At 62.4% G+C, this 20,270-nt stretch carries 26 protein-coding genes and 1 other RNA gene; 12 read left to right on the forward strand and 15 right to left on the reverse strand.

The window, feature by feature from the left end:
• Window positions 1-5: 5 nt before the first annotated feature.
• On the reverse strand, window positions 6-752 hold the full coding sequence (locus tag AC0L7I_RS00990; RefSeq protein WP_473397669.1) for a hypothetical protein: 747 nt from the start codon (window positions 750-752) through the stop codon (window positions 6-8).
• 120 nt (window positions 753-872) lie between these two features.
• On the opposite strand from AC0L7I_RS00990, the gene AC0L7I_RS00995 reads away from it, so the two are divergent.
• From AC0L7I_RS00995 to AC0L7I_RS01005, 3 genes are all read left to right on the forward strand, one after another.
• Complete coding sequence (locus AC0L7I_RS00995; protein WP_473397670.1) at window positions 873-2,054, forward strand: vWA domain-containing protein; 1,182 nt, start codon at window positions 873-875, stop codon at window positions 2,052-2,054.
• Window positions 2,055-2,118: 64 nt separating this feature from the next.
• Window positions 2,119-3,033 carry an alpha/beta fold hydrolase gene (locus AC0L7I_RS01000; RefSeq protein ID WP_473397671.1) on the forward strand — a complete coding sequence of 305 codons (915 nt, stop codon included), beginning with the start codon at window positions 2,119-2,121 and terminating at the stop codon, window positions 3,031-3,033.
• Window positions 3,030-3,806, forward strand: a complete 777-nt coding sequence (locus AC0L7I_RS01005; protein WP_473397672.1) for a crotonase/enoyl-CoA hydratase family protein — start codon at window positions 3,030-3,032, stop codon at window positions 3,804-3,806. Before AC0L7I_RS01000 ends, AC0L7I_RS01005 begins: the two co-directional genes overlap by 4 nt.
• Window positions 3,807-3,809: 3 nt before the next feature.
• Here AC0L7I_RS01005 and AC0L7I_RS01010 read toward each other — a convergent pair whose 3' ends face one another.
• Window positions 3,810-4,430, reverse strand: a complete 621-nt coding sequence (locus AC0L7I_RS01010; RefSeq protein WP_473397673.1) for a GNAT family N-acetyltransferase — start codon at window positions 4,428-4,430, stop codon at window positions 3,810-3,812.
• 140 nt (window positions 4,431-4,570) lie between these two features.
• Between AC0L7I_RS01010 and AC0L7I_RS01015 the strand changes: the two genes are divergently transcribed.
• Window positions 4,571-5,824: a TCR/Tet family MFS transporter gene (locus tag AC0L7I_RS01015; protein ID WP_473397674.1), complete on the forward strand. Its 1,254-nt coding sequence runs from the start codon at window positions 4,571-4,573 to the stop codon at window positions 5,822-5,824.
• A 68-nt stretch (window positions 5,825-5,892) separates the two neighbouring features.
• On the opposite strand, the gene AC0L7I_RS01020 is transcribed toward AC0L7I_RS01015, so the two are convergent.
• Window positions 5,893-6,177: a hypothetical protein gene (locus tag AC0L7I_RS01020; protein ID WP_473397675.1), complete on the reverse strand. Its 285-nt coding sequence runs from the start codon at window positions 6,175-6,177 to the stop codon at window positions 5,893-5,895.
• Between the two features lie 145 nt (window positions 6,178-6,322).
• On the opposite strand from AC0L7I_RS01020, the gene AC0L7I_RS01025 reads away from it, so the two are divergent.
• Both AC0L7I_RS01025 and AC0L7I_RS01030 read left to right on the forward strand, forming a co-directional pair.
• Window positions 6,323-6,853 carry a D-glycero-alpha-D-manno-heptose-1,7-bisphosphate 7-phosphatase gene (locus tag AC0L7I_RS01025; RefSeq protein WP_473397676.1) on the forward strand — a complete coding sequence of 177 codons (531 nt, stop codon included), beginning with the start codon at window positions 6,323-6,325 and terminating at the stop codon, window positions 6,851-6,853.
• The gene (locus AC0L7I_RS01030; protein WP_473397677.1) at window positions 6,850-7,542 is read left to right on the forward strand and encodes an aspartate/glutamate racemase family protein; all 693 of its coding nucleotides are present in this window, start codon (window positions 6,850-6,852) and stop codon (window positions 7,540-7,542) included. Before AC0L7I_RS01025 ends, AC0L7I_RS01030 begins: the two co-directional genes overlap by 4 nt.
• Here the strand turns inward: AC0L7I_RS01030 and AC0L7I_RS01035 are convergent.
• The 6 genes from AC0L7I_RS01035 to AC0L7I_RS01060 form a co-directional block, all read right to left on the reverse strand.
• Window positions 7,539-7,976 carry an EVE domain-containing protein gene (locus AC0L7I_RS01035; RefSeq protein WP_473397678.1) on the reverse strand — a complete coding sequence of 146 codons (438 nt, stop codon included), beginning with the start codon at window positions 7,974-7,976 and terminating at the stop codon, window positions 7,539-7,541. The genes AC0L7I_RS01030 and AC0L7I_RS01035 overlap by 4 nt on opposite strands.
• A gap of 73 nt (window positions 7,977-8,049) precedes the next feature.
• Window positions 8,050-8,868: a heme-dependent oxidative N-demethylase subunit alpha family protein gene (locus AC0L7I_RS01040; protein WP_473397679.1), complete on the reverse strand. Its 819-nt coding sequence runs from the start codon at window positions 8,866-8,868 to the stop codon at window positions 8,050-8,052.
• A 5-nt stretch (window positions 8,869-8,873) separates the two neighbouring features.
• On the reverse strand, window positions 8,874-9,500 hold the full coding sequence (locus AC0L7I_RS01045) for a class I SAM-dependent methyltransferase (RefSeq protein ID WP_473397680.1): 627 nt from the start codon (window positions 9,498-9,500) through the stop codon (window positions 8,874-8,876).
• 1 nt (window position 9,501) lies between these two features.
• Complete coding sequence (locus AC0L7I_RS01050; protein ID WP_473397681.1) at window positions 9,502-10,215, reverse strand: hypothetical protein; 714 nt, start codon at window positions 10,213-10,215, stop codon at window positions 9,502-9,504.
• A gap of 123 nt (window positions 10,216-10,338) precedes the next feature.
• Window positions 10,339-11,139, reverse strand: a complete 801-nt coding sequence (locus AC0L7I_RS01055; protein WP_473397682.1) for a sulfite exporter TauE/SafE family protein — start codon at window positions 11,137-11,139, stop codon at window positions 10,339-10,341.
• A complete protein-coding gene (locus AC0L7I_RS01060) occupies window positions 11,136-11,594 on the reverse strand; it encodes an ArsR/SmtB family transcription factor (RefSeq protein ID WP_473397683.1) in 459 nt (152 codons plus the stop codon). Before AC0L7I_RS01060 ends, AC0L7I_RS01055 begins: the two co-directional genes overlap by 4 nt.
• 68 nt (window positions 11,595-11,662) lie before the next feature.
• On the opposite strand from AC0L7I_RS01060, the gene AC0L7I_RS01065 reads away from it, so the two are divergent.
• The 3 genes from AC0L7I_RS01065 (at window position 11,663) to AC0L7I_RS01075 (ending at window position 14,232) form a co-directional block, all read left to right on the forward strand.
• Window positions 11,663-12,526, forward strand: coding sequence for an MBL fold metallo-hydrolase (locus tag AC0L7I_RS01065; RefSeq protein ID WP_473397684.1), 864 nt, complete (start codon window positions 11,663-11,665; stop codon window positions 12,524-12,526).
• Window positions 12,527-12,589: 63 nt separating this feature from the next.
• Entirely contained in the window at window positions 12,590-13,492 is a 903-nt protein-coding gene (locus tag AC0L7I_RS01070; protein ID WP_473397685.1) for a DMT family transporter, read from the forward strand.
• Window positions 13,492-14,232 carry a peptidoglycan recognition protein family protein gene (locus AC0L7I_RS01075; RefSeq protein WP_473397686.1) on the forward strand — a complete coding sequence of 247 codons (741 nt, stop codon included), beginning with the start codon at window positions 13,492-13,494 and terminating at the stop codon, window positions 14,230-14,232. Before AC0L7I_RS01070 ends, AC0L7I_RS01075 begins: the two co-directional genes overlap by 1 nt.
• On the opposite strand, the gene AC0L7I_RS01080 is transcribed toward AC0L7I_RS01075, so the two are convergent.
• The gene (locus AC0L7I_RS01080; protein WP_473397687.1) at window positions 14,205-15,149 is read right to left on the reverse strand and encodes a YhjD/YihY/BrkB family envelope integrity protein; all 945 of its coding nucleotides are present in this window, start codon (window positions 15,147-15,149) and stop codon (window positions 14,205-14,207) included. The genes AC0L7I_RS01075 and AC0L7I_RS01080 overlap by 28 nt on opposite strands.
• Before the next feature lie 170 nt (window positions 15,150-15,319).
• Between AC0L7I_RS01080 and AC0L7I_RS01085 the strand changes: the two genes are divergently transcribed.
• Window positions 15,320-15,856, forward strand: a complete 537-nt coding sequence (locus tag AC0L7I_RS01085) for a low molecular weight protein tyrosine phosphatase family protein (RefSeq protein WP_473397688.1) — start codon at window positions 15,320-15,322, stop codon at window positions 15,854-15,856.
• A gap of 54 nt (window positions 15,857-15,910) precedes the next feature.
• Window positions 15,911-16,293, forward strand: an RNA gene (gene rnpB / locus AC0L7I_RS01090) — RNase P RNA component class A.
• Window positions 16,294-16,326: 33 nt separating this feature from the next.
• Here the strand turns inward: rnpB and AC0L7I_RS01095 are convergent.
• From AC0L7I_RS01095 to AC0L7I_RS01115, 5 genes are all read right to left on the reverse strand, one after another.
• Complete coding sequence (locus tag AC0L7I_RS01095) at window positions 16,327-16,620, reverse strand: DUF1330 domain-containing protein (protein ID WP_473397689.1); 294 nt, start codon at window positions 16,618-16,620, stop codon at window positions 16,327-16,329.
• A gap of 130 nt (window positions 16,621-16,750) precedes the next feature.
• The gene (locus tag AC0L7I_RS01100; RefSeq protein WP_473397690.1) at window positions 16,751-17,155 is read right to left on the reverse strand and encodes a DUF3052 domain-containing protein; all 405 of its coding nucleotides are present in this window, start codon (window positions 17,153-17,155) and stop codon (window positions 16,751-16,753) included.
• A 6-nt stretch (window positions 17,156-17,161) separates the two neighbouring features.
• Window positions 17,162-18,118 carry a prolyl aminopeptidase gene (gene pip / locus AC0L7I_RS01105; RefSeq protein ID WP_473397691.1) on the reverse strand — a complete coding sequence of 319 codons (957 nt, stop codon included), beginning with the start codon at window positions 18,116-18,118 and terminating at the stop codon, window positions 17,162-17,164.
• An 11-nt stretch (window positions 18,119-18,129) separates the two neighbouring features.
• Window positions 18,130-18,585: a GNAT family N-acetyltransferase gene (locus AC0L7I_RS01110; RefSeq protein ID WP_473397692.1), complete on the reverse strand. Its 456-nt coding sequence runs from the start codon at window positions 18,583-18,585 to the stop codon at window positions 18,130-18,132.
• A 9-nt stretch (window positions 18,586-18,594) separates the two neighbouring features.
• Entirely contained in the window at window positions 18,595-19,254 is a 660-nt protein-coding gene (locus AC0L7I_RS01115) for a DUF2959 domain-containing protein (protein WP_473397693.1), read from the reverse strand.
• 286 nt (window positions 19,255-19,540) lie between these two features.
• On the opposite strand from AC0L7I_RS01115, the gene AC0L7I_RS01120 reads away from it, so the two are divergent.
• Window positions 19,541-20,158: a hypothetical protein gene (locus AC0L7I_RS01120; protein WP_473397694.1), complete on the forward strand. Its 618-nt coding sequence runs from the start codon at window positions 19,541-19,543 to the stop codon at window positions 20,156-20,158.
• Window positions 20,159-20,270: the final 112 nt, after the last annotated feature.

The following is a 20,270-nucleotide window of genomic DNA, read 5'->3' on the forward strand; positions in this document are numbered from 1 at the left end:
ATCGGCTAGTTTCGGCAATAGCCGAGCGCAGCGATGGGGCCATAGCCTTCCAGTGCATTGCGCACATGGCGCGTGTCGTCGGCATCAGCCTCGGACCGGATGCGGCTGGCCAGCTGGCCGGCATTTCCGGTGATCCGGGACCGCCAAAGGGCATAGCGCAGGCTGTCAGGCGCCGCTGTCAGCGACATGGCGCGGTCGAAACTCGCAAGGTCGCAGCGCTGCATCGAAAGCTCGGCCAGCACATGGCCGAAATCACCCTTCTCGAAATTGTCGCCGAGGCCGCCCCTCGTTGCCTTGGTCTGGGCCAGGTCGAACATCGCGTCCATGAGTCGGCGCTGAGTGGCCGCGTCGGTCGCGAGGCGTACGCCGGCGGCCATGATTTCGGGCCGGCCGATATTGAAGGGCACAGTCCCGGCCCGCGCGCGCTGTTCAAAACCGCTCCATCCCGATTCGGCGACAACGGATTCAGCCTGTTGCCCCGCATAATCGATTTGCGGCGTGCGGTGGTGGGCCGGCGCGCCGAGCCTCGACTGCCATGACCGCAGCAGGGCCGTATTGCCGGTCCGGCCGACAGTTTCCAGGAAGACCGGCTGGAGTCGCGCCTGCTTCTCTGCTGGCAGGGCGCCTGCGGCCTCCCAGATCGCGTCGAACATGCATGCCGACTCGGCGGGCTCGCGACAGCCGGGCGCCCCCGCGTGCGCGAGCGACGCCACAGACAGGCTGGCAAGCAGGGTCAGGAGTGCCTTCAACATGGCCCTTTCCTAGGCCAGCCGGGGTGAACTGGACATGAGCGGCTGACTTTTCGCTGCGTCAGCTTGGACATGGCGCCCAAGGCGGACTATCTTTACCTCTTACGACAGGAAAGATTGCCCATGTTCCTCAACTTCTTCAATGAACTGCGTGAAGCCAAAGTGCCGGTGACGCTGAAGGAATACCTGATGCTCATGGAGGCCATGGACAAGCAGGTCATCGACATGGAGGTGACCGATTTCTACTATCTGTCACGATCGGCCCTGGTGAAGGACGAGCGCAATATCGACAAGTTCGACAAAGTGTTCAGCCATGTCTTCAAGGGTCTCGACAGCATGGCTGACGCCGTGGACGTCACAGACCTGCCGGAAGAATGGCTGCGCAAGATGTCCGAGAAATTCCTGTCCAAGGAAGAGATGGACGAGATCGAGGCAATGGGCGGCTTCGAGAAGCTGATGGAAACGCTGCAGAAGCGCCTCGAAGAGCAGAAGAAACGCCATGAAGGCGGCAACAAGTGGATCGGCACCGGCGGCACGTCTCCCTTTGGCGCCAATGGCTACAATCCCGAAGGTGTCCGCATCGGCCAGGAGAAATCCCGCCACCGCCGAGCGGTCAAGGTCTGGGACAAGCGCGAATTCAAGAATTACGATGACAGTGTCGAGCTCGGCACCCGCAACATCAAGGTCGCCATGAAGCGCCTGCGCAAATGGGCCCGCAAGGGCGCGCCGGACGAACTGGACCTCGACTCGACGATCCGCAACACGGCGCGGCGCGGGTATCTCGACATCGAGATGCGCCCCGAGAAGCGCAATGCGGTCTCCGTCCTCCTGCTGCTCGATGTCGGCGGTTCGATGGACCCCTATGTGCGGATCATGGAAGAACTGTTCTCGGCCGCCAAGTCCGAGATCAAGAACCTCGAATACTATTACTTCCACAACTGCCCCTATGAAGGCCTGTGGAAGGACAATCGCCGCCGCATGAACAACCGCATCCCGACCTGGGACGTGCTGAACAAGTTCCCGTCCGACTACAAGGTCATCATCGTCGGCGACGCGACGATGAGCCCCTACGAGATCACCTACGCCGGCGGATCGGTCGAGCACTGGAACGAGGAGGCCGGCGGCATCTGGCTGCAGCGCTTCGTGCAGCGTTTCCCGAACCTTGTCTGGCTGAACCCGGTCAAGGAAGGCGCGTGGGAATATACCGGCTCGATCAAGCTGATCCGCGAACTGATCGGCGACCACCGCATGTTCGAACTGACCCTCGGCGGCCTCGACGAGGCCATGAAGGAACTCGGGCGGTAGCTTTACTGCCCCAGCGGCATGGCCTCTACTCTGCTCAAAACAATCGCAGGCAGGGAGACCGGACATGGCGCGCATCAAGGCGAATGGTATCGAAATCGAGTACGAAGCGGTTGGGTCGCCCCATGACCCGCTCATGCTGCTCGTGTCCGGCTTTTCCAGCCAGATGACATCCTGGCCGGACAGTTTCCGGCGGGGCCTGGCCGATGCCGGTCGCCGCGTGGTTGTCTTCGACAATCGCGATATCGGCCTCACCACGGAACTGGCCGGGCAAATCCCTCCTTCTCCACGCGACATCGTAAAGGGCATCGCGGCGGGCAAGCCGATGCATGAAGCCGTACCTTACCTGCTGAACGACATGGCGGCCGATGCCGCCGCTCTGGTCGAGGCGCTCGGCGCGAAGCAGGCAGACGTGCTCGGCGTATCCATGGGCGGCATGATCGTCCAGCTCATGGCGCTGAACCATCCCGAACGCGTCCGTGCGCTAATCCCCGTAATGACAACGTCCGGCGACCCGTCACTCCCGCCGTCAACGCCGGAGGCCACCGCCGCGCTGACAGCCGTTCCTGAAAAGAGGACACCGGACGCCGTGGCCGACCTGGCCGTGAAGGGGCGCGCCGCCTACGGCTCGCATCCGGACATCCGCATGCCGGACGATGAAATCCGCGCCGCTGCCATCGCTGCGATGGCGCGGTCCGACCGTCCAGCAGGCGTTGCCCGTCAATATGCCGCCATTCTCGCCCAGCCGCGCTGGCATGAACGCCTTGAGACTGTCGCCCATCCGACCCTGGTGCTGCACGGCGCGATCGACACGTTGATCAGGCCAGAGGCCGGTCAGGATATCGCCCGGCGCATCCCACGCGCCGACATCGAGGTCATCGACAAATGGGGGCACGACCTGCCGGAGAAGATCGTTCCGACACTGCTCAACCGGATCGTGCCTTTCCTCGGGCAGTCCGCTACAGGCGGCACCCTGAGATGAGCAAGGTCGATACGGTCCAGACCCGGCGGGAAGCCAATGTGCTCGTCGTCACAATCAACCGCCCGGCCCGGCGCAATGCGGTGGACCGGGAGGCGGCTGTCGCGCTTTACCAAGCGTTCCAGGCCTTCGATAACGACGACAGCCTGTCGGTCGCCATCCTCACCGGCGCCGCGGGCAATTTCTGCGCGGGCGCAGACCTGCAGGCAGTTGCCGCAGGCAAGGGAAACCCGGTGCGACCGGACGGTGACATGGGACCGATGGGCCCGACACGGCTAGAACTTTCCAAACCGGTCATTGCCGCAGTCGAAGGCTATGCCGTGGCAGGCGGACTAGAGCTCGCACTCTGGTGCGACCTGCGCGTCGCGTCAGACACGGCCCGGTTCGGCGTGTTTTGCCGGCGCTTCGGCGTGCCGCTGATCGACGGCGGCACGATCCGCCTGCCCCGCCTCATCGGCGCCTCGCGCGCCATGGACCTTATTCTCACCGGCCGCGAGGTTGGCCCGGACGAAGCGCTCGCCATCGGTCTCGCGAATTATGCCGCGCCGGCCGGAAAGGCCCTGGAGCGCGCCATGCAGCTCGCGAATGACATCGCTGCCTTCCCGCAAACCTGCATGCGCAAAGACCGTCTGTCGGCGATGCGCCAGTGGAGCCTGGACATGGACGACGCCCTGACGGCCGAAGTCGAAGGGGGCCTCGATGTGCTGAAATCCGGCGAGACACTGAAAGGCGCCACCGCCTTCACGAAAGGCAAGGGCCGCCACGGCGCATTCTGACGATCAGGCCGGATGCAGGCGGAACCAGTCATCCCGCGCCATTTCCCAGACCAGCGAGGCGCGCGTCGTGCCGTCCGGACGGGTGCTCGTCACCTCGCCTTTGCGCTCGAATCCCAACCCGTCGAGCATGCGCTGCGTCGCCGTGTTCTCAAGGCTCGCCGTTTCGCAGATCAGGTCGAGGTGCAGCGCCTCGAACATCCATGCGAAGCTTTCTGCCGCGCCGCGCGTGCCCCGGCCCTGACGGTGCTGCGAGGGATGCAGTGCACCGCCCAGTTCGCCCGCCGCCCAATTGGGCCAGATTTGAATGTCGCTGTAGCCGAGGATCGTCCCCGCGCCGTCATCGCGAACGAACAGCAGGCCCTCGCCCGCCTCGCGCTGGGCAAGGTGGTCCGCGATGAAAGCCAGCACATTGGCCTCTGTCAGGGGGCGCGGCAGGGAATAGATCGGCGCATGAACAGCAGGGTCCGACAGGAACGCCAGCAAGGCCGGCGCGTCGTCGACCTGCGCGAGGCGCGATGCCTCGGGTCCGCCGCCCAGTCGCGTCGTGGCGCGTACCGCGTCGCGGATGTCCGCCACGCGTGACTCAGATGCGTCCGTTCGCGTGACCGGTATGCCCTCTGCCATGGCACGGTTACTCCCATTAAATGCCATCCGGCAAATCTGTTGCGCCGCATGCACGCGGAGAAAGTTACAGTTCGAGGGAATTCACGCAACCATGATGCGACGCGATTGACCTTTCCTGCATTCCCACCCAAAGCGTGATCATGACCGATGCCCCTGCCCTCCGGAAACACGGCAAGAACGCCTTCCTCTTCGTTCTGGTGACCGTTGCCATCGACATGCTGGCCTTCGGCCTGATCATTCCCGTCATCCCGAGCCTCGTACAGGACATGATCAATGTGCCGCCCGAGGATGCCACGATCTGGCTGGGCCTCCTGGCCGCAACCTATGCCCTGATGAACTTCCTGTTCGGGCCAACTGTGGGCGCCCTGTCAGACCATTTTGGGCGTCGGCTTGTCCTTCTGGTGTCGATCGGCACGCTTGCCATCGATTTCCTGATCATGGGGTTTGCCGGATCGATCTGGTTGCTCTTTATCGGCCGTGCCCTGTCGGGCATTTCCGGCGCGACCTATTCGACTGCCAATGCCTATATTGCCGACGTGACCGAGCCGGAGGACCGGGGCCGGGCCTTCGGCATGATCGGCGCTGCGTTCGGCTTCGGCTTCGTTTTCGGGCCGGTCATTGGCGGTTTCCTCGGTGAAATCAGCCCGCGGGCGCCTTTCTTTGCGGCTGCCGGCCTCGCCGCATTGAATTTCTGTTACGGCTTCTTCGTGCTGCCGGAATCCCTTCAGAAAACCGACCGCCGCGCCTTCAGCATCAAGCGGGCCAATCCGTTCGGCGCAGCCAAGCACTTTTCCAAGCTGCCGCAAGTATCATGGTTTCTCATCGCCGCCGGCATCTTTGCCCTCGCTCACAATGTCTTCCCTGCAACATGGTCGGTCCATGGCGAAATCCGCTACGACTGGAGTCCGAAGCAAATCGGTTTCTCGCTCGGCCTGGTCGGTGTCGGCGCTGCGGTCGTGCAGGCTGGCCTCATGGGCGTGATCCTGAACCGGATCGGCACGGTGCGCACCGCCCTGCTGGGTATGGGAGTGAGCGCCATTTGCCTGTTTGCCTATGCGTTCGCCGGACAAGCATGGATCGTCTACGCGATCATCCCGATCGGCTCTCTTGGCGGCGTGACCGGACCCGCCATCAACTCCCTCATGTCGACCCTGACGCCGCGCAATGCCCAGGGAGAACTGCAGGGCGCAAGCGCCAGCCTGAATTCACTGGCCATGATATTTGGCCCGCTGGCCATGAATGGCGTGCTCTACTACTTCACGCATGACGGCGCACCATTCCAGTTCGGCGGGGCCGCTTTCCTGCTCGCAGCGCTTCTGACCCTTCTCGCCCTTGTGCCATTCATGCGCGGGGTGCGCGAAAACCGCACTGCGTTGCCGGCTACAGCCGAATAGAAAAGGCGACCCGGCTGAGGCCGGACCGCCAAGTGTTCCTAGAAAATGTGAGTCAGAGCGCCGAGGCGCTAGCCCTTGCTCTTCATCACCATGCCGGCGACCACGCCGAGCACGCCACCGCCGACGCCGCCTTCGAGCAGGCTGTTAACGATGTTCATGGGCGACGTCGCCCCGGCTGCAGCGTCGCCCAGCACCTGGATACTGGCCGCATCGAGACCGAAATGCGCGCCAAGTCCGCCGAGAATGCCACCGACGATTCCACCGGTGCCGCTGCCACCGACCAGCTTCGAGATAATTGGACCGAGCACCGTGCCACCGACGGCGCTCAGAATGAGCGGTAGATATTGTTCCATAGATTTGCCCTCCCATGGGTCTTGGTTGAGGACTCTTGTCGGCCCTTCAGTGCTCAGACAACCCCGTTTTACCGGGCAGGTCCAGTCGTTTTGACATCGGGGAAGGTGTTGCAACTTTGGCGGCACACAGGCAAACAGCGCCAAGATGAACCATCAGCGCCCTGCTCTATTCCTCGATCGCGACGGCGTCATCAACGTCGACAAGGGCTATGTCAGCAAGGTCTCCGACTTTGAATGGATCGAAGGCGCAATCGAGACGATTGCGGCCTTCAAGGCGCGCGGATGGTTCGTTTTCGTCGTTACCAACCAGTCCGGAATCGCGCGTGATTACTACAGTGAACACGACATGCACGTTCTGCACGACTGGATGCTCGGCCAGCTCGGCGAAAAGGGCACCTCCGTCGACCGCGTTTACTATTGCCCCTATCATGAAGCGGGCGAAAACCCACGCTACCGGCGCGACAGTTTCGACCGCAAGCCGAAGCCGGGCATGTTGCTGAAAGCCATGGCAGACTTCCCCGTGAAACGGGAGGCGAGTTTTCTCATCGGTGACAAACAAACCGACATCGAGGCGGCGCGCGCCGCCGGCGTGGCGGGCTTCCTGTTCACGGGCGGCGACCTCGCGCAATTTGCCGAATGGACGCTCGCCAGCTTCGAGGAAGGCAATCGCGGATGAAGACGATCGGCATTATCGGCGGCATGGGGCCAGCCTCGACGGTCATCTATTACGAGACGCTGTGCGAACTCGCGCGCGCCCGTTCGGGTGGCAATACCAGCGCCCGCGTGATGATCGACGCGCTCGATTTCGGTCATGTACAGGCACTGCAGCAATCAGGCGCATGGGACGACGCCGGACGCGAGCTGGTCGAGGCCGGCAAGCGTCTGGAACAGTCCGGCGCCGGATTGGTCCTCCTTGCGACGAACACAATGCACAAGGTGGCCGCGCCCCTGAAGCAGGCCCTGAATATCCCCTTCCTCCACATCATCGACGCCACGGCGGCGCGCCTCAGGGCCGACGGACGGCGGTCGCCCGCCCTGCTCGGCACGCGCTACACGATGGAAGAGCCGTTTTATCCGGACTATCTCGCCAATGCGTTCGGAATGCCGCCGCTGGTGCCGGAACAGGGAGAACGCGACGATATCCACCGCATCATTTTCGATGATCTCGTCAAGGGCATCGTCACGCGGGAAACGACGCATCGCTATATCGAGATCTCGCAGGCGCTCGCCGCGCGCGGCGCCGACAGCATCATTCTCGGCTGTACCGAAATCGGGCTTGTCCTGAACCCGGCCAACAGCCCCCTGCCCGTCTACGACACCGCCCGCATCCATTGCGAAGCCGCGATGGACATGGCGACAGCCTAGACCGGCTTCAGCGTTTTCGGATCGATCCCGCCCATCTTGCACACTTCCTTCCACTCCGGCGCCAGTACAGGCTGAACCGACAGGCGGAACGACTTGACGAGGCTCATCTCGGCCAGTTTCGGATTGGCCTTGACGGCTTTCAGCGTCACGGGCTTTGGCATGTCGGCCAGCGCACGGATGTGGACACAGTCCCAGCGTTCGTCATCGGTGGTGGAATCCGGCGCGCTGAGGGCGCTGACTTCGCAGATGCCGACCACTTCCAGCCCCTTGTTGGAATGATAGAAGAACACCTGGTCGCCAAGCTTCATGTCGCGCATGAAATTGCGCGCCGTGTAGTTGCGGATGCCGGACCATTCCTCGCCCGCCTCGCCTTTCGCCTTCTGCTGGTCCCAGCTCCAGGCATCGGGTTCGGATTTCATCAGCCAGTATTTCATGTGTGTCTCCGGTGTTTCCGTGTCCGGGCCTGCTCTAGGCGGCGCCGCGCCATCCGTCCACCCGGGGCCCGTTTCAAGCCAGCTGCGCCAGCGCCGCCCGCACCAGCCGCTCATAGGATGGCCAGCCCTTGTAGTCGCCCAGCGCCGGATCGATGCCGTCCCACGCCGCTTCAAACGCGCGCGCATGATCGGCGTCCGGCAGGGCCGCCGCCAACGGATCAACGCAGGTGCGGATCGTGAACACGACGACGCCTGTCTGCGGCATTTTCGAGATCGTCTGGCGTTCGACGCGGAAATGCAGCAATTCCAGCGCGGCCTCGTCCGGGGCGGCGCGCGCCATTGCCTTCAGCGGCTCGCTGCTTGGCGTGAACCGTGAGGGACCTGCCTGAACGGTCCAGTTGAACCGCTCCAGCACAGTGCCGGAGGACAGGCCGTCGAACATGCGCGAAATGCGCGAGACGAGACCCGGATTGGCGGCAGGCACAGTGTGGTGCAGGCCCGCCAGGGGCTGGTCGATCTTTTCCGCCAGCGTCCAGTATGTGGGCGCGACAAGGCTGGCCGCCCGCAGCGTCCACCGTCCGGTATCGTCCGGCAGGAGCAGGCAAAGATCGTCCGAGACTCGCCCTGCAGCTTGTTCGAGCGGGCTGTCCCAGCTTGCCTCGCCGGGGCCGGTAACGGAGAGAACAGCATCCGCCGTCTCGGCGATGGCTTCCGGAATGCCGGTATCGGCAAACACCTGATCGCGGTGCGTTCGCATCAGAACGGTTTTTTCAGGCAGCCAGTCCTTCGCTTCGGAATCGGGCAGAAGCCACTTGTCCGGATCAATCGGCTTAAGGCCGGGCGAAAGGCTTGGCGATCCTGCGAGATAGGGCAGGTAGGGCGGTGTGCGCATTCTTATCAGGCCGCGCGTGCGGCGCCCCAACTGACGAAGCCGGCCACTTTGGGAGTCGATGGCAGGTACATGGTTTCGGCATCTTCCAGCGCAAAACCGGCTTCGGTGAACATTGCCGCCACGTCCCGCGTCAGGTGACACCCCCCGGCCAGGGGCTTCCATACCGGCTCGATCCGGCGCTGCCATTTTGCGACGCCTTCATCCGGTGCCAGTCCGTGTTCGGAAAACAGGATCCGCCCGCCGGGCTTCAATACGCGCCGAGTCTCGGCCAGCGCTGATTTCCAGTCCGGGATCGTGCAAAGCACGAACGTGATGACTGCGGTGTCGATAGAATCATCTTCCAGCGGAATGGCTTCGGCGCCTGCTTCCATGAATTCGATCTGGTTGCCAAAGCCGAGCGTTCCGACTTCGCGGCGGGCCTTGACCAGCATGCCGGGCGAAGGCTCTAGCGCAAACAGGCGCTCGACCTTGTTGGCATCATACATGGCGAAATTTGTGCCCGAACCGCAGCCGAGCTCAAGCACACGGCCCTCAGCCTTCGGAACAACTTTCTCCCGCTGCTTCATGATCGGCTTGGAGCCACAGGCACACGCGATCAGGTTTGGCACGACGTAGCGTTCCCAGGGGTTCATGTCAGCCACCGTTCGTCGACTGGAAACCAGGATAGGTTCCCTTCTGGATCAGCGCCTTCGTGGCCTCGGTTGGCCGGGCGACAAGCGCATCCTGCGTGATGTTAACATTATATTCGAAGCCGTCACCCATCGGCTGGTATGTGGCCGAGCCGTATTGCGCATCGATGCCGAAACGCTTGCCTTCTTTCTCGGCCAGCGCGTGCACGTCCAGCCCGGGATTTTGCGAAAGCGCGATACCATTGGTCTGGGCCTCGGTTACCGCCTCCGAGGAGAAACGGCGCGCATCGCGTCCTTCGAGATATTCCAGCCGGTAGATTGAATCATAGCCGAGCATATTGGCGACAGGCAGGAACTTGATGACCTGCGCGCCGATCTCGAACTGGTCGCCGCGCAGGATCGGCTGCGCACCTGTGGACTCCAGCAGTTTCTGGCCATCCGAAAATGTCACGTCGACATGGTAGGTGCCGGGCGAACCGTCCACGGCGGCAAACTTGATGTTCGCGACATCACGCTCAAAGGTCAGGCGCTTGTAGGTTTGCAGGTTGAGGCCCGCAAAGGCCACTATCCCGGCAAGCCCCAGGAAGCCGACGCCGAACAACAGGCGCGAGCCACCGCCGAGCGGTTTCAGCTTCGCGAGTTTCCCGAAGCCGGCAAAAAGCAGCATCAGGCCAATCACGCCTGCCACGGCTGGCAAAATCCACCAGATCAATCCCATCCCACATCTCCATATTATTATTCATGCCACTCACCCGCTGGCATGCTCTGTTAACTCTGACCTATATCAGCCCTAAGGCAAGACTTCAGCAAGCATGTTCAGTCCGACTGCCTTGCCCGCGATTTACGCAGCATGAACGGTCAGGGCGCCCACCGCGTTCCACGCGACATAGGCCGCGACGACCAGGATCATGACGGCGAAGGCTGACCGCGCTGTCCGCACGCGTTGAGACAGCGCACGGGAAATCGCGATGCCGATCAGACCGCCCGCCGCGCCGCCCACGAGCAAAAGAAGGACAAGCCGACCGTCGACAAAGCCGGAGAAGGCATAATTGGCCGAAGTCGCCGCACCGAACAGGGCGACCGACACGAGCGACGAGGCCGTCGCATTCGACATGGTCATCCCGGCGGCCAGCATCAGGCCCGGCACGATCAGGAATCCGCCGCCAATACCGAAGAACCCGGCCGCCATACCTACGACGAGGCCAAGCGGCGCGATTCTCACCGTGATCGACGTCGTCAGGTGCACATCCGGGTCCCCGGCAAAAGCGGGCTTGCGGAACATTGAAAGCGCGATCGCCGCCATGGCGATCGAAAAGGCCAGCAACAATTGGCTGCCATCTATCTGTTTGGCGATTGTCGACCCGATAACCGACCCGACAAAACCCGACAAGGCAAAGACAATCGCGCAGGGCCATTTCACCGTGCCGCCGCGCCAGTGCCCGATCAGGCTGAACAGCGCAATGGCCGCCACGGCGGCCGCCGACGTGCCAATCGCCATATGCGGGTCGGTCACACCGACGACATAGAGAAGGAGCGGTGCGGCCAGAACCGACCCGCCGCCGCCGAACGTTCCGAGAAATACGCCAATGATCGCACCGCTCGCGATCGCGGCAAGAATCACAAGAGGCGTGAATTCGATCATTTTCCGGACCGTGTCGCCGACCGAGACCAAGGCTTGGGAGATTTTCGCCCTGCCCCCGTCTCATTGGCCGCGTCGTCGCCGAGAACAAATGGGCAGGCCGCAAAGCATACATTCGGCCTGGCATTCCCTTGCGCCTCGGCCAGAATTTCCGGGCAATAGATCGCCGCCAGAGTCGCGATCACGCTGATGGCCGCCGGGTCAGCAATCGAATAGAAAATCGATTGGCCTTGCCGGCGTGTACGCACGAGCCCTTCCTGACGCAGTACGCCAAGATGCTGCGACAGTGAGGATTGCGACAGGGCCGTACCCTCGTGCAATTCGCCGACAGACATCTCCTTGTCGCCCAGGCGGCAGAGGATCATCAGCCGATGCGGATTGGCCATGCTGCGCAACAGGCCCGCCGCCTCGGAGGCCTTGTCCTTGAACATGTCTGGATCGAGCAATGAAGTAATCATGGGAGCAATATATTAGGTCTTGTTAAATTAGCAATCCCTAATATATTGGGAGGGAAAGGAATCCTCCCATGCCCCAGATCAAAGCCTTCTTCGACGACAAAACATCGACGGTTACCTATCTCGTGTGGGATCCGGCGACCCGTGAAGCTGCGATCATCGATCCCGTACTCGACTATGAACCGCATGCTGCACGCCTCACGTCGGCCTCCGTCGATGCGGTGCTGGGCGTGGCTGCCGACCTCGGCCTCAAAGTGACCTGGGCGCTCGACACGCACGCCCATGCCGACCACCTGTCGGCCGCTCACCATGTCCGGGAAATCACAGGTGCCCGGGTCGGCATCGGCGCGCGTATCACGGAAGTACAGTCGGTCTTCTCCTCCATGTTCCACGCAACCGACGTCTGCCATAATGGCGGCGCGTTCGATGCGCTGTTCAAGGATGGCGAGACCTTCGCACTGGGCGACCTCACTGTTCGCGTGATGCATACGCCCGGCCATACACCGGCGTGCGTCACCTATGTGATCGATGATGCCGCCTTTGTCGGCGACACGATGTTCATGCCGGATTACGGCACCGCCCGGGCCGACTTCCCCGGCGGCGACGCGGCGACGCTCTACCGCTCGATCCACCGCATTCTCGACCTGCCGCAGGAAACGCGCGTCTTTGTCGGCCATGACTACCTGCCCGCCGGGCGTGACCGTCCGGCCTGGGAAACCACGGTCGCCGAACAACGCGCGGCTAACGTGCATGTCCATGAAGGTGTCGGCGAAGCGGCGTTCGTCTCGATGCGAAAGGCGCGCGACGCAACCCTTGCGCCGCCCCGCCTGATCCTGCCGTCCCTGCAGGTCAATATCCGCGGTGGCGCCATGCCCCCTCCGGAAGACGACGGGCAGGTTTATCTGAAGATTCCAGTCAACCGGCTGGGCGTCTGACGTTGCGCGAAGGCAGGGCCAAACCCCCTGCCCTTTGCCGCCAAAGCCTGATAACGGGCAGGCATGGCCTTTCGCGATTTCCTGCTCCTTTTTGCCGTCTGCCTCGTCTGGGGCCTCAACATCGTTTTGACCCGTTGGGTCGTGGCGGATGTTGGCGTGCCACCCCTGTTCTTTGCCGCCGTGCGCTTCACCGGCGTGGCGCTGTTCCTGATTCCGTTCCTGAAGCCAAAACCGGCCGACCTGAAGATCCTCTTCGTGATTGCGCTGCTGATCGGGTCTTTGAACTTCGCGCTCCTGTTCATGGGCCTGCAGCAAGCCGAAGCCTCCGCCGCAGCCGTCACAGGCCAGCTCGGCGTGCCGATCTCGACGCTGATGAGCATGGCCTTCCTTGGCGAAACCATTGGCTGGCGGCGCGGGCTGGGCATCATGCTCGCCTTTGCCGGTGTCGTGCTGATCGCAGTCGACCCGGGCAGTTTCGGCATTTCGGTCGGGCTGCTCTACATCGTGGCCTCGGCCTTTATCGGTTCGGCAGGCGGCATCCTGATGAAACGCATGCCCCCGATCAGCGGAATGCAGATGCAGGCCTGGGTCGGCCTGTTCAGCTTCCTGCCCCTCTTCCTCTTTTCCGGCCTGTTCGAAAGCCACCAGATGGAGCGCTACCTGGCAGGTGGCTGGCCGGTCTGGCTCGCCAGCCTGTTCGCGATTGTCGGCGTGTCGATCTTCGGCCACGGCGCCTTCTACACGCTGATCAAGAAATACGACGTATCGCTATTGTCGCCGCTAACGCTGATGACGCCGATCTGGGGCGTCATCTTCGGCATCGTCCTGCTCAATGAACCGATCACCGCGCGGCTCGTGCTCGGCTCGGTGATCTCGCTGACGGGCGTGTTCGTGATTGCCGCCCGGCCGAATTACCGTATGCCCGAAGCCGCCCTTGGTAAGAAACTCGGTCCCGGAGACAGTTGATGCAAGTCGATCTCGCGCCCAGCCCCAATTTCAACGACCGCAAACACCCGGTCGACATGCTGGTCCTGCACTATACCGGCATGGAAACCGGCGAGGTGGCCCTCGCCCGCATGCGCGACCCGGCATCCGAAGTATCGGCCCATTACATGGTCTGGGAGGATGGGCACATCTCGCAGCTGGTCGGCGAAGACAAGCGCGCCTGGCATGCCGGCGTCTCCACCTGGCAGGGCGACGACGACCTGAACTCCCGCTCCATCGGCATCGAGATCGTCAATGGCGGCCATGACGTGCCGCAGCCCGATGGCACACTCCCGCCTTATCCGGATGCCCAGATCGAGGCCGTCATTGACCTGTGTCACAGCATCTTCGTGTGCCACACCATTCCGGCCACCCGCATCGTGGCCCATTCCGACATCGCCCCGGCCCGCAAGACCGATCCCGGCGAGCATTTCCCGTGGGCGCGCCTTGCGGCCGCCGGGATCGGGCTCTGGCCGCCGCAAGGCCCCATCGATCCCCAGAGCAAGCAGCTGCAGCACGGCGACGCTGTCACGGCCATGCAGACCCGCCTGCGCACCATCGGGTATGGCCTGGATGTAACCGGCACCTATGATGACTCGACACAATTGGCCGTGCGGGCTTTCCAGCGCCACTGGCTGCCCGGCAACCTCAGTGGTGAAAGCGATGCAGGCACCCTCGCCCGCATCCGTGACGTTTATGAGGCCGTCGCCGCCTCGTCCTGATCCTCGCTGCCGTCCACCTCATCCTCTTCCGCGGCGAGCCCCTCTTCGGGAATACGACTGGCCCATTCGGCAGCCAGCGCTGCGCCAAGCAGGAGCGACGCGACCGATACTGACAGCCAGATGAACCCTAGAATAACCGAGGCCAGCGCGCCGTAGAATGAGTCGAGCGCCGAGAACTTGAGATAGACATGGAACGCCCAAGTCGCGCCCATCCAGGCCAGCGCCCCGGCTGCCGCTCCCGCCGCTTTCGCCCGGTGTCCCTTGATCCGCCCGTGCAGCGACAGGGCGATGATCATGTAGAAGATGGCAAAGCAGGCGATCCCCTTGCCCAGCCAGAGTTGCGATGCCAGGTCCGACACACGCTGGGCGACGTCGAACGCGACAAAACCCTGATGCTCGGTAATGAACGAGGCCATCAATTGCAGCGCACCAAGAATCCAGACCAGCAGGATCAGCAGCGCCGTCATCAGGATCGAGACACCGTTGAAGCGGATGATCTTGCTGCGCCGTTCGCTTCCGGTCACCATGCGAATACCGGTGATCGCCGCCTTCGCGCCGGAACTCGCGGTGTAGAACACCACGATGACCGCGCCGAGCGCCTGCAGGGTCAGGCTGCGCGTGGTCGCCCCGCGGATCGTATCGAGGTCTGCCTTGGACAAGGGCGCCACCGCCGAGACCAGGACCTGGTCAATCGTGTCGGACAATTGCCGGCTGAGATCGGCCGGCAGCAACGCGAACAAAAGGGTCACGGTCAGGTAGATCAGCGGGAAGATCGAGAACAGCGCATAGAAGGAAATCCCGCCCGTCACGATGCGCACTTCCGGCTTGGACAGGCGCACCATCGCATCCCATAGAGGGATCAACAGCCAATGCTTGACGATCCGAGGTACCGGCAGACGGTTGATCAGGTTGCGCATACAGCCTCCGGGAGGAATCGATCAGGCTTTGTGCCAGCGCCAGTGTGAACCGATCCGGACCGGAAGGCCATGCTTGATCCTGCCTTGTACAATAAGGTCAATTCGCCTATTTCACCGGCTTCATCCCCGTATTGCCGCGGCTGCTGACCCGACAATATGAGGAATGAACCATGTCACACCCCGTCTCACGGGCGGCGCGGCGTGCGCTTGCCCGCAACCACAATGGCGACCGCAAGGTCCACACGGTCGACCGCGGCTTCGAGCAGAAGAAGTGGAAGCTGGTCTACCTGCGCCACAACAAACTGCACCGCGCGCGCCAGATCGGCAAGATCTGGCCGCCGAAGGAATGGAAGAAGCTGATGGCAGACATCGAGCCCGTGAAGGTCCTGTTCGTATGCTCGAAGAACCAGTGGCGCAGCCCGACCGGTGAAACCGTTTTCGCGCGCGTGGACGGCGTCGCCGCGCGCTCGGCCGGCATTGCGAAGTCCGCCCGCCGGCAGGTTTCGGTGGCCGACATCCGCTGGGCTGACCTGATCCTCGTCATGGAGGACAAGCACAAGTCCCGCATCCGCGCCGACTTCCGCCAGGAAGTGGCGTACAAGCCCGTGCACGTGCTCGATATCCCGGACGACTACAAGTACATGGACAAGGAACTGGTCGACCTGATCCGCGCCAGGGCGGAACCCCTGATCTTTGATCAGGGGTGAAAGCCATGCGGGACTCGAACTCCAGCGAATATGGCCCTATATGCCCTTCAATGACCAGACGGCCGGGCAGCCGCTGGTGGTGGGGTAACCTGCCATTGGAGGAAAGTCCGGGCTCCAGGGAGACAAGGCGGCGGATAATGTCCGCCCGGCGCGAGCCGAGGGAAAGTGCCACAGAGAGCAGACCGCCTCCCGCTTCGGCGGGAGGTAAGGGTGAAAGGGTGGGGTAAGAGCCCACCGCGGGGCTGGTAACAGTCCCGGCAAGGTAAACCCCGCCTGGAGCAAGACCAAGTAGGGGGCGCATATGGGATGTCTTCAGCCCGCGCCCCGGGTGTGTCGCGAGAGGCAGGCTGTGAGGCCTGTCGCAGAGGAATGGTTGCCGAACCGATGTCCCGAGAGGGCGCGGGGAACAGAACCCGGCTTACAGGCCGTCTGGTCATTTATTAATTTTGTCACATCGCTGATCGCCCGCATTAGGTGCATCCTTCGGCCAGGATCAGTTTGCTCACGGTCGAACTTTTCCGCACTGCGATCAGGTCCTGGAAGTCCGGATCGTCCAGGAACGACCTGGCGTTCGTGTCGGCGGGAAATTCCAGGATGACGAGGCGCTCCGGTTTCCAGTCGCCCTCCATCACGTCAGGCTCCACGCCACGCACGATATAACGCCCGCCATGCTTGGCAATGAACGCCGGCACAGCATCAATGTATTCTTGGAAGGCTGCCATATCGAGAATTGTAAAATCCAGCACGAGATAAGCTGTCATCATGTCACTCCCTGCAATTCAGACGGTTAGCCTGCGATGATTGGCGTCCGGCACAACGGGCGTCCACCTCTTTGTACACCGACAATCCAATCGTATGGGCCAGGACAAATGATGAGCTGCGCCAGAGGCAGGTTCAGGCTTTCCGGCGCAAGAATTTCAGGCCCGACCAGTCAGCGTCCACGGCGCAAACTTTCACGTCGACCCAGCCCGCCGGCAGTATGACGGTGCGCAAGTCATCCTCCGTCAGGTCCCTGTAGTGTTTCGAGGATTTCTTCGGCCACGACACCCAGAGCATGCCTTTCTCGGCGACGTATCCAAGCGCCCGCTCGATATTTGCATCAAGCGCTGGCCTGTCGGCACAGAACAAATGGACAAGGTCAGCCGCCCCTGCCCGCTTCAGGAAGCGAACGTCCTGGGCCCCGCAAACGAGCGCCTCATAGTCCATGGGCGCCTTGATCGGCAGGCAAGTCATGCCCGGTTTCAGGCCAAGCTTCTGGAACAGCGGCTTGCCGGAATAGCCGTGTGTCGCCTGCGCCATCGCCCCTCACCCCTTGCCCGCATACTTGTCGGTCGCGCGGATGAGCTGGTCGAGGATGCCGGGTTCGGAATAGGCGTGACCCGCTCCTTCGATCAGGTGGAAGTCCGCCTTCGGCCAGGCCTTGTGCAGCGCCCAGGCAAAGCGCGCCGGGCATGGCATGTCATAGCGCCCGTGAACGATCGTGCCCGGAATATCCTTCAGCCTGCCCGCATCGCGCAGCAGCTGGTTTTCCTCAAGCCAGCCCTTGTGGGTGAAGTAATGGTTCTCGATCCGGGCAAAGGCGAGCGCGAAATCGTCCTCGCCGAACACGTCGCTGGTCGACGGTTCGGGCAACAGTGTGATGGTCTGGCCTTCCCACTGGCTCCAGGCCAACGCTGCCTCGATCTGCACCGCCCGGTCGTCACTCGTCAGGCGCTTGCGATAGGCCGCCGTCATGTCGCCGCGCTCTGCCTCCGGGATCGGCGCGAGGAAGCGCTCCCACTTGTCCGGAAATATTTCCGACACGCCGAACCGGTAGTACCAGTCCATCTCGGCCTTGGTGAGCAGGTAGATGCCGCGCAACACGAGCTCGCTGACGCGTTCGGGATGCGTCTCGGCATAGGCGAGCGCCAGCGTCGACCCCCAGGATCCGCCGAACACCTGCCATTTTTCGACGCCCATCATCTCGCGCAGGCGCTCAATATCGGCCACCAGATGCCAGGTCGTGTTGGCGTCGATCGAGGCATGCGGCGTGGACTTGCCGCAGCCGCGCTGATCGAACAGCATCACATCGTACAGCTTGGGGTCGAACAGCCGCCGGTGGCTTGGCGAAAATCCCCCGCCTGGCCCGCCATGCAGGAATACGGCGGGTTTTGCGCCCTTCGTGCCAGACCGTTCCCAGTAAATCGTGTGGCCATCGCCAACATCGAGATGCCCGGACTCATAGGCCTCGATTTCGGGATAGAAGGTTCGAAGTTCAGACATGGCGGTCGCCTTTACAGGGCAAGGTGGAAGAACTGGTTGAAGTCGCTTTTCTCATAATCGCCAAACGCGCCGCCCTCAACGAACCCGTTCCGGCGGTAGAGCGCCAGCGCCGCGTCGAACGCTGGCCCGCTCCCTGTTTCCAGGCTGAGCCGGCGATAGGCCCGCGCCCGCGCCTCGACGATAATATGTTCCAGCAGGCGAGCCGCCACGCCCTTGCGCAGGTGTACTTCACAGGTCCGCATCGACTTGATCTCGCCGTTGCCATCGCCCAGAGTCTTCAGGGCGCCCATGCCCAGCAGCACCTCGCCCTCCCATGCCGTATACAAACTGATCCCTGGCGCCTTTAGTCCAGAAAGGTCGAGCGCGAACACATTGCCCGGCGGCGAGTTTGCATGCATGCCCTCAAGGTGCACGCGCAGCAGATCGAGCACGCGCGCATCCTCGAAATCTCCGGGAATGATCTGCATGGGCCTTCCCTAGCCGCCCGCCCGCATTTCGGCGATAAAGGCATCGGCCTCGGCAATAGAGCGCTCCATTTCGGCGATCAGGCTGGCGACATCGGATTCGAGGTCTGCCGTCTCCGACCCAAGGGCCGCAATCGCGCGCGCATTGAGGTTATGCTTCAGGAACAGGACGCGGTCATGGAACACGGCCAGTACCGGGTCCATCGACGCAGCCGCCTTGTCCATCTTGGCGACCAGCGTGCCATAGCGTGCCTCTGTTGCTGCAAGCTGCTGGGCCGATGACCGGCGCAGGCCCGCATCGGAATATTCCTTGAGTTCGGTATTCCATTCCTTGAACAGATCACGCGCCACGCCTTTCACATCCCTGATGCGATCGCGCACTTTCTCGGCCTTGTCTTCTGACCGGTCGTAAGCATCAGACAGTTTGTCATAGGTCGACTCCAGCTCGCCGCCATCGACAGTCACCACCGCGCGGAAAGCCTCCAGTGCATTGGCAAACTCTTCCTTGGCGTTCTCCTGGCTAACGGCCGCATCGGTGACGCGCTGCACCAGCAGGTCGCGCTTCTCAAAGCCGATCTGCTCCATCGCGCTGTAATAGGTCGACGCACAGCCCGCTAGTGTCGTGGTCACCAAAAGTGCGCCGATCAGGCCCGCGCGGATAAATGTCGTCATGATCGTATCCCCTTGCTCTTGACCCCAGTCATGCATCGCTCCGGCAACCGGGTCCAGACGTCACCGCGACATGCAGCAAGCTGGTAGCCGTCGGATTCTCCATCTCCGCTCCCAATGAAGTGGAAATCGGGATGCCCGCACCGAAATAAAGTCCTGATGACAGGCCCTTCGGAAAAATAGATAATCTGCTGCAAGTATTATAGGTTGCTGGCGGACAGAAAATCCGTAGGGTTGGCTTGAAATCGGTTCTAGGTGGGGGACCTCCAATTTCGATTTGGAGTTGAAAATGTCGCGACCGGCGGGTGTCCGTAACCACGACTTTGATCAAAAATGCGCTGCGCTCGTTGACGGCTTGACCCGTTTCGCCGTCTCGGCGGAGCTTCGCCGCCCGTCACTGCGTCAGTTCGCCAAGGCCGTCGATGCGTCCGAGCCCACGCTCCGCCACTATTTCAAGGACCGCCGGGGAGTCGTCGTCGCCATCCTGGTAAATATGGGCAAGTTCGCCAAATCTATCCGGCACGATCTCGCGGTGCCAGCCGAGACCGTAGCGAGCGCAGTCCAACAGTATTACCGGATTGCCGAGCCCGGACCGCAATTCGATATGTTTACCCGCGCTCACGCATTCGGCCTGATCGAGGGGGTTGCTGAAGAGACCGCCGGCAAGGCTTACCTGAAATACATGCTGGAGCCCTCCCTGAACGTCATCACGGAGAAATTGTCCGGCACCCCCGGCGCGCCGAAGACCGCGCTGGAACTGCGCGCGGCCGCCTTCGCGATCCTGTCGCCTCTAATCCTAATCGGAATTCATCAGACACTGCTCGGCGGCGCCGATGAAGCGCCCATCGACAGCCGGTCGACAATCGGGCTGCTTGAGGCCTGGCTCGGCGAAGCAATCTCTGACTGATCGCAAGAATCCGGCCTCCGACGACGATCTGATGTGTGGTTCCAGCGCGATCGGAGCAGGTATGATTCCGGCGAGAGACCCCAAGGGAGTTGAGTTTGGCCTGCTTGCCGCA

The sequence above is a fragment of the Hyphomonas sp. J20-32 genome (genome assembly GCF_055808555.1).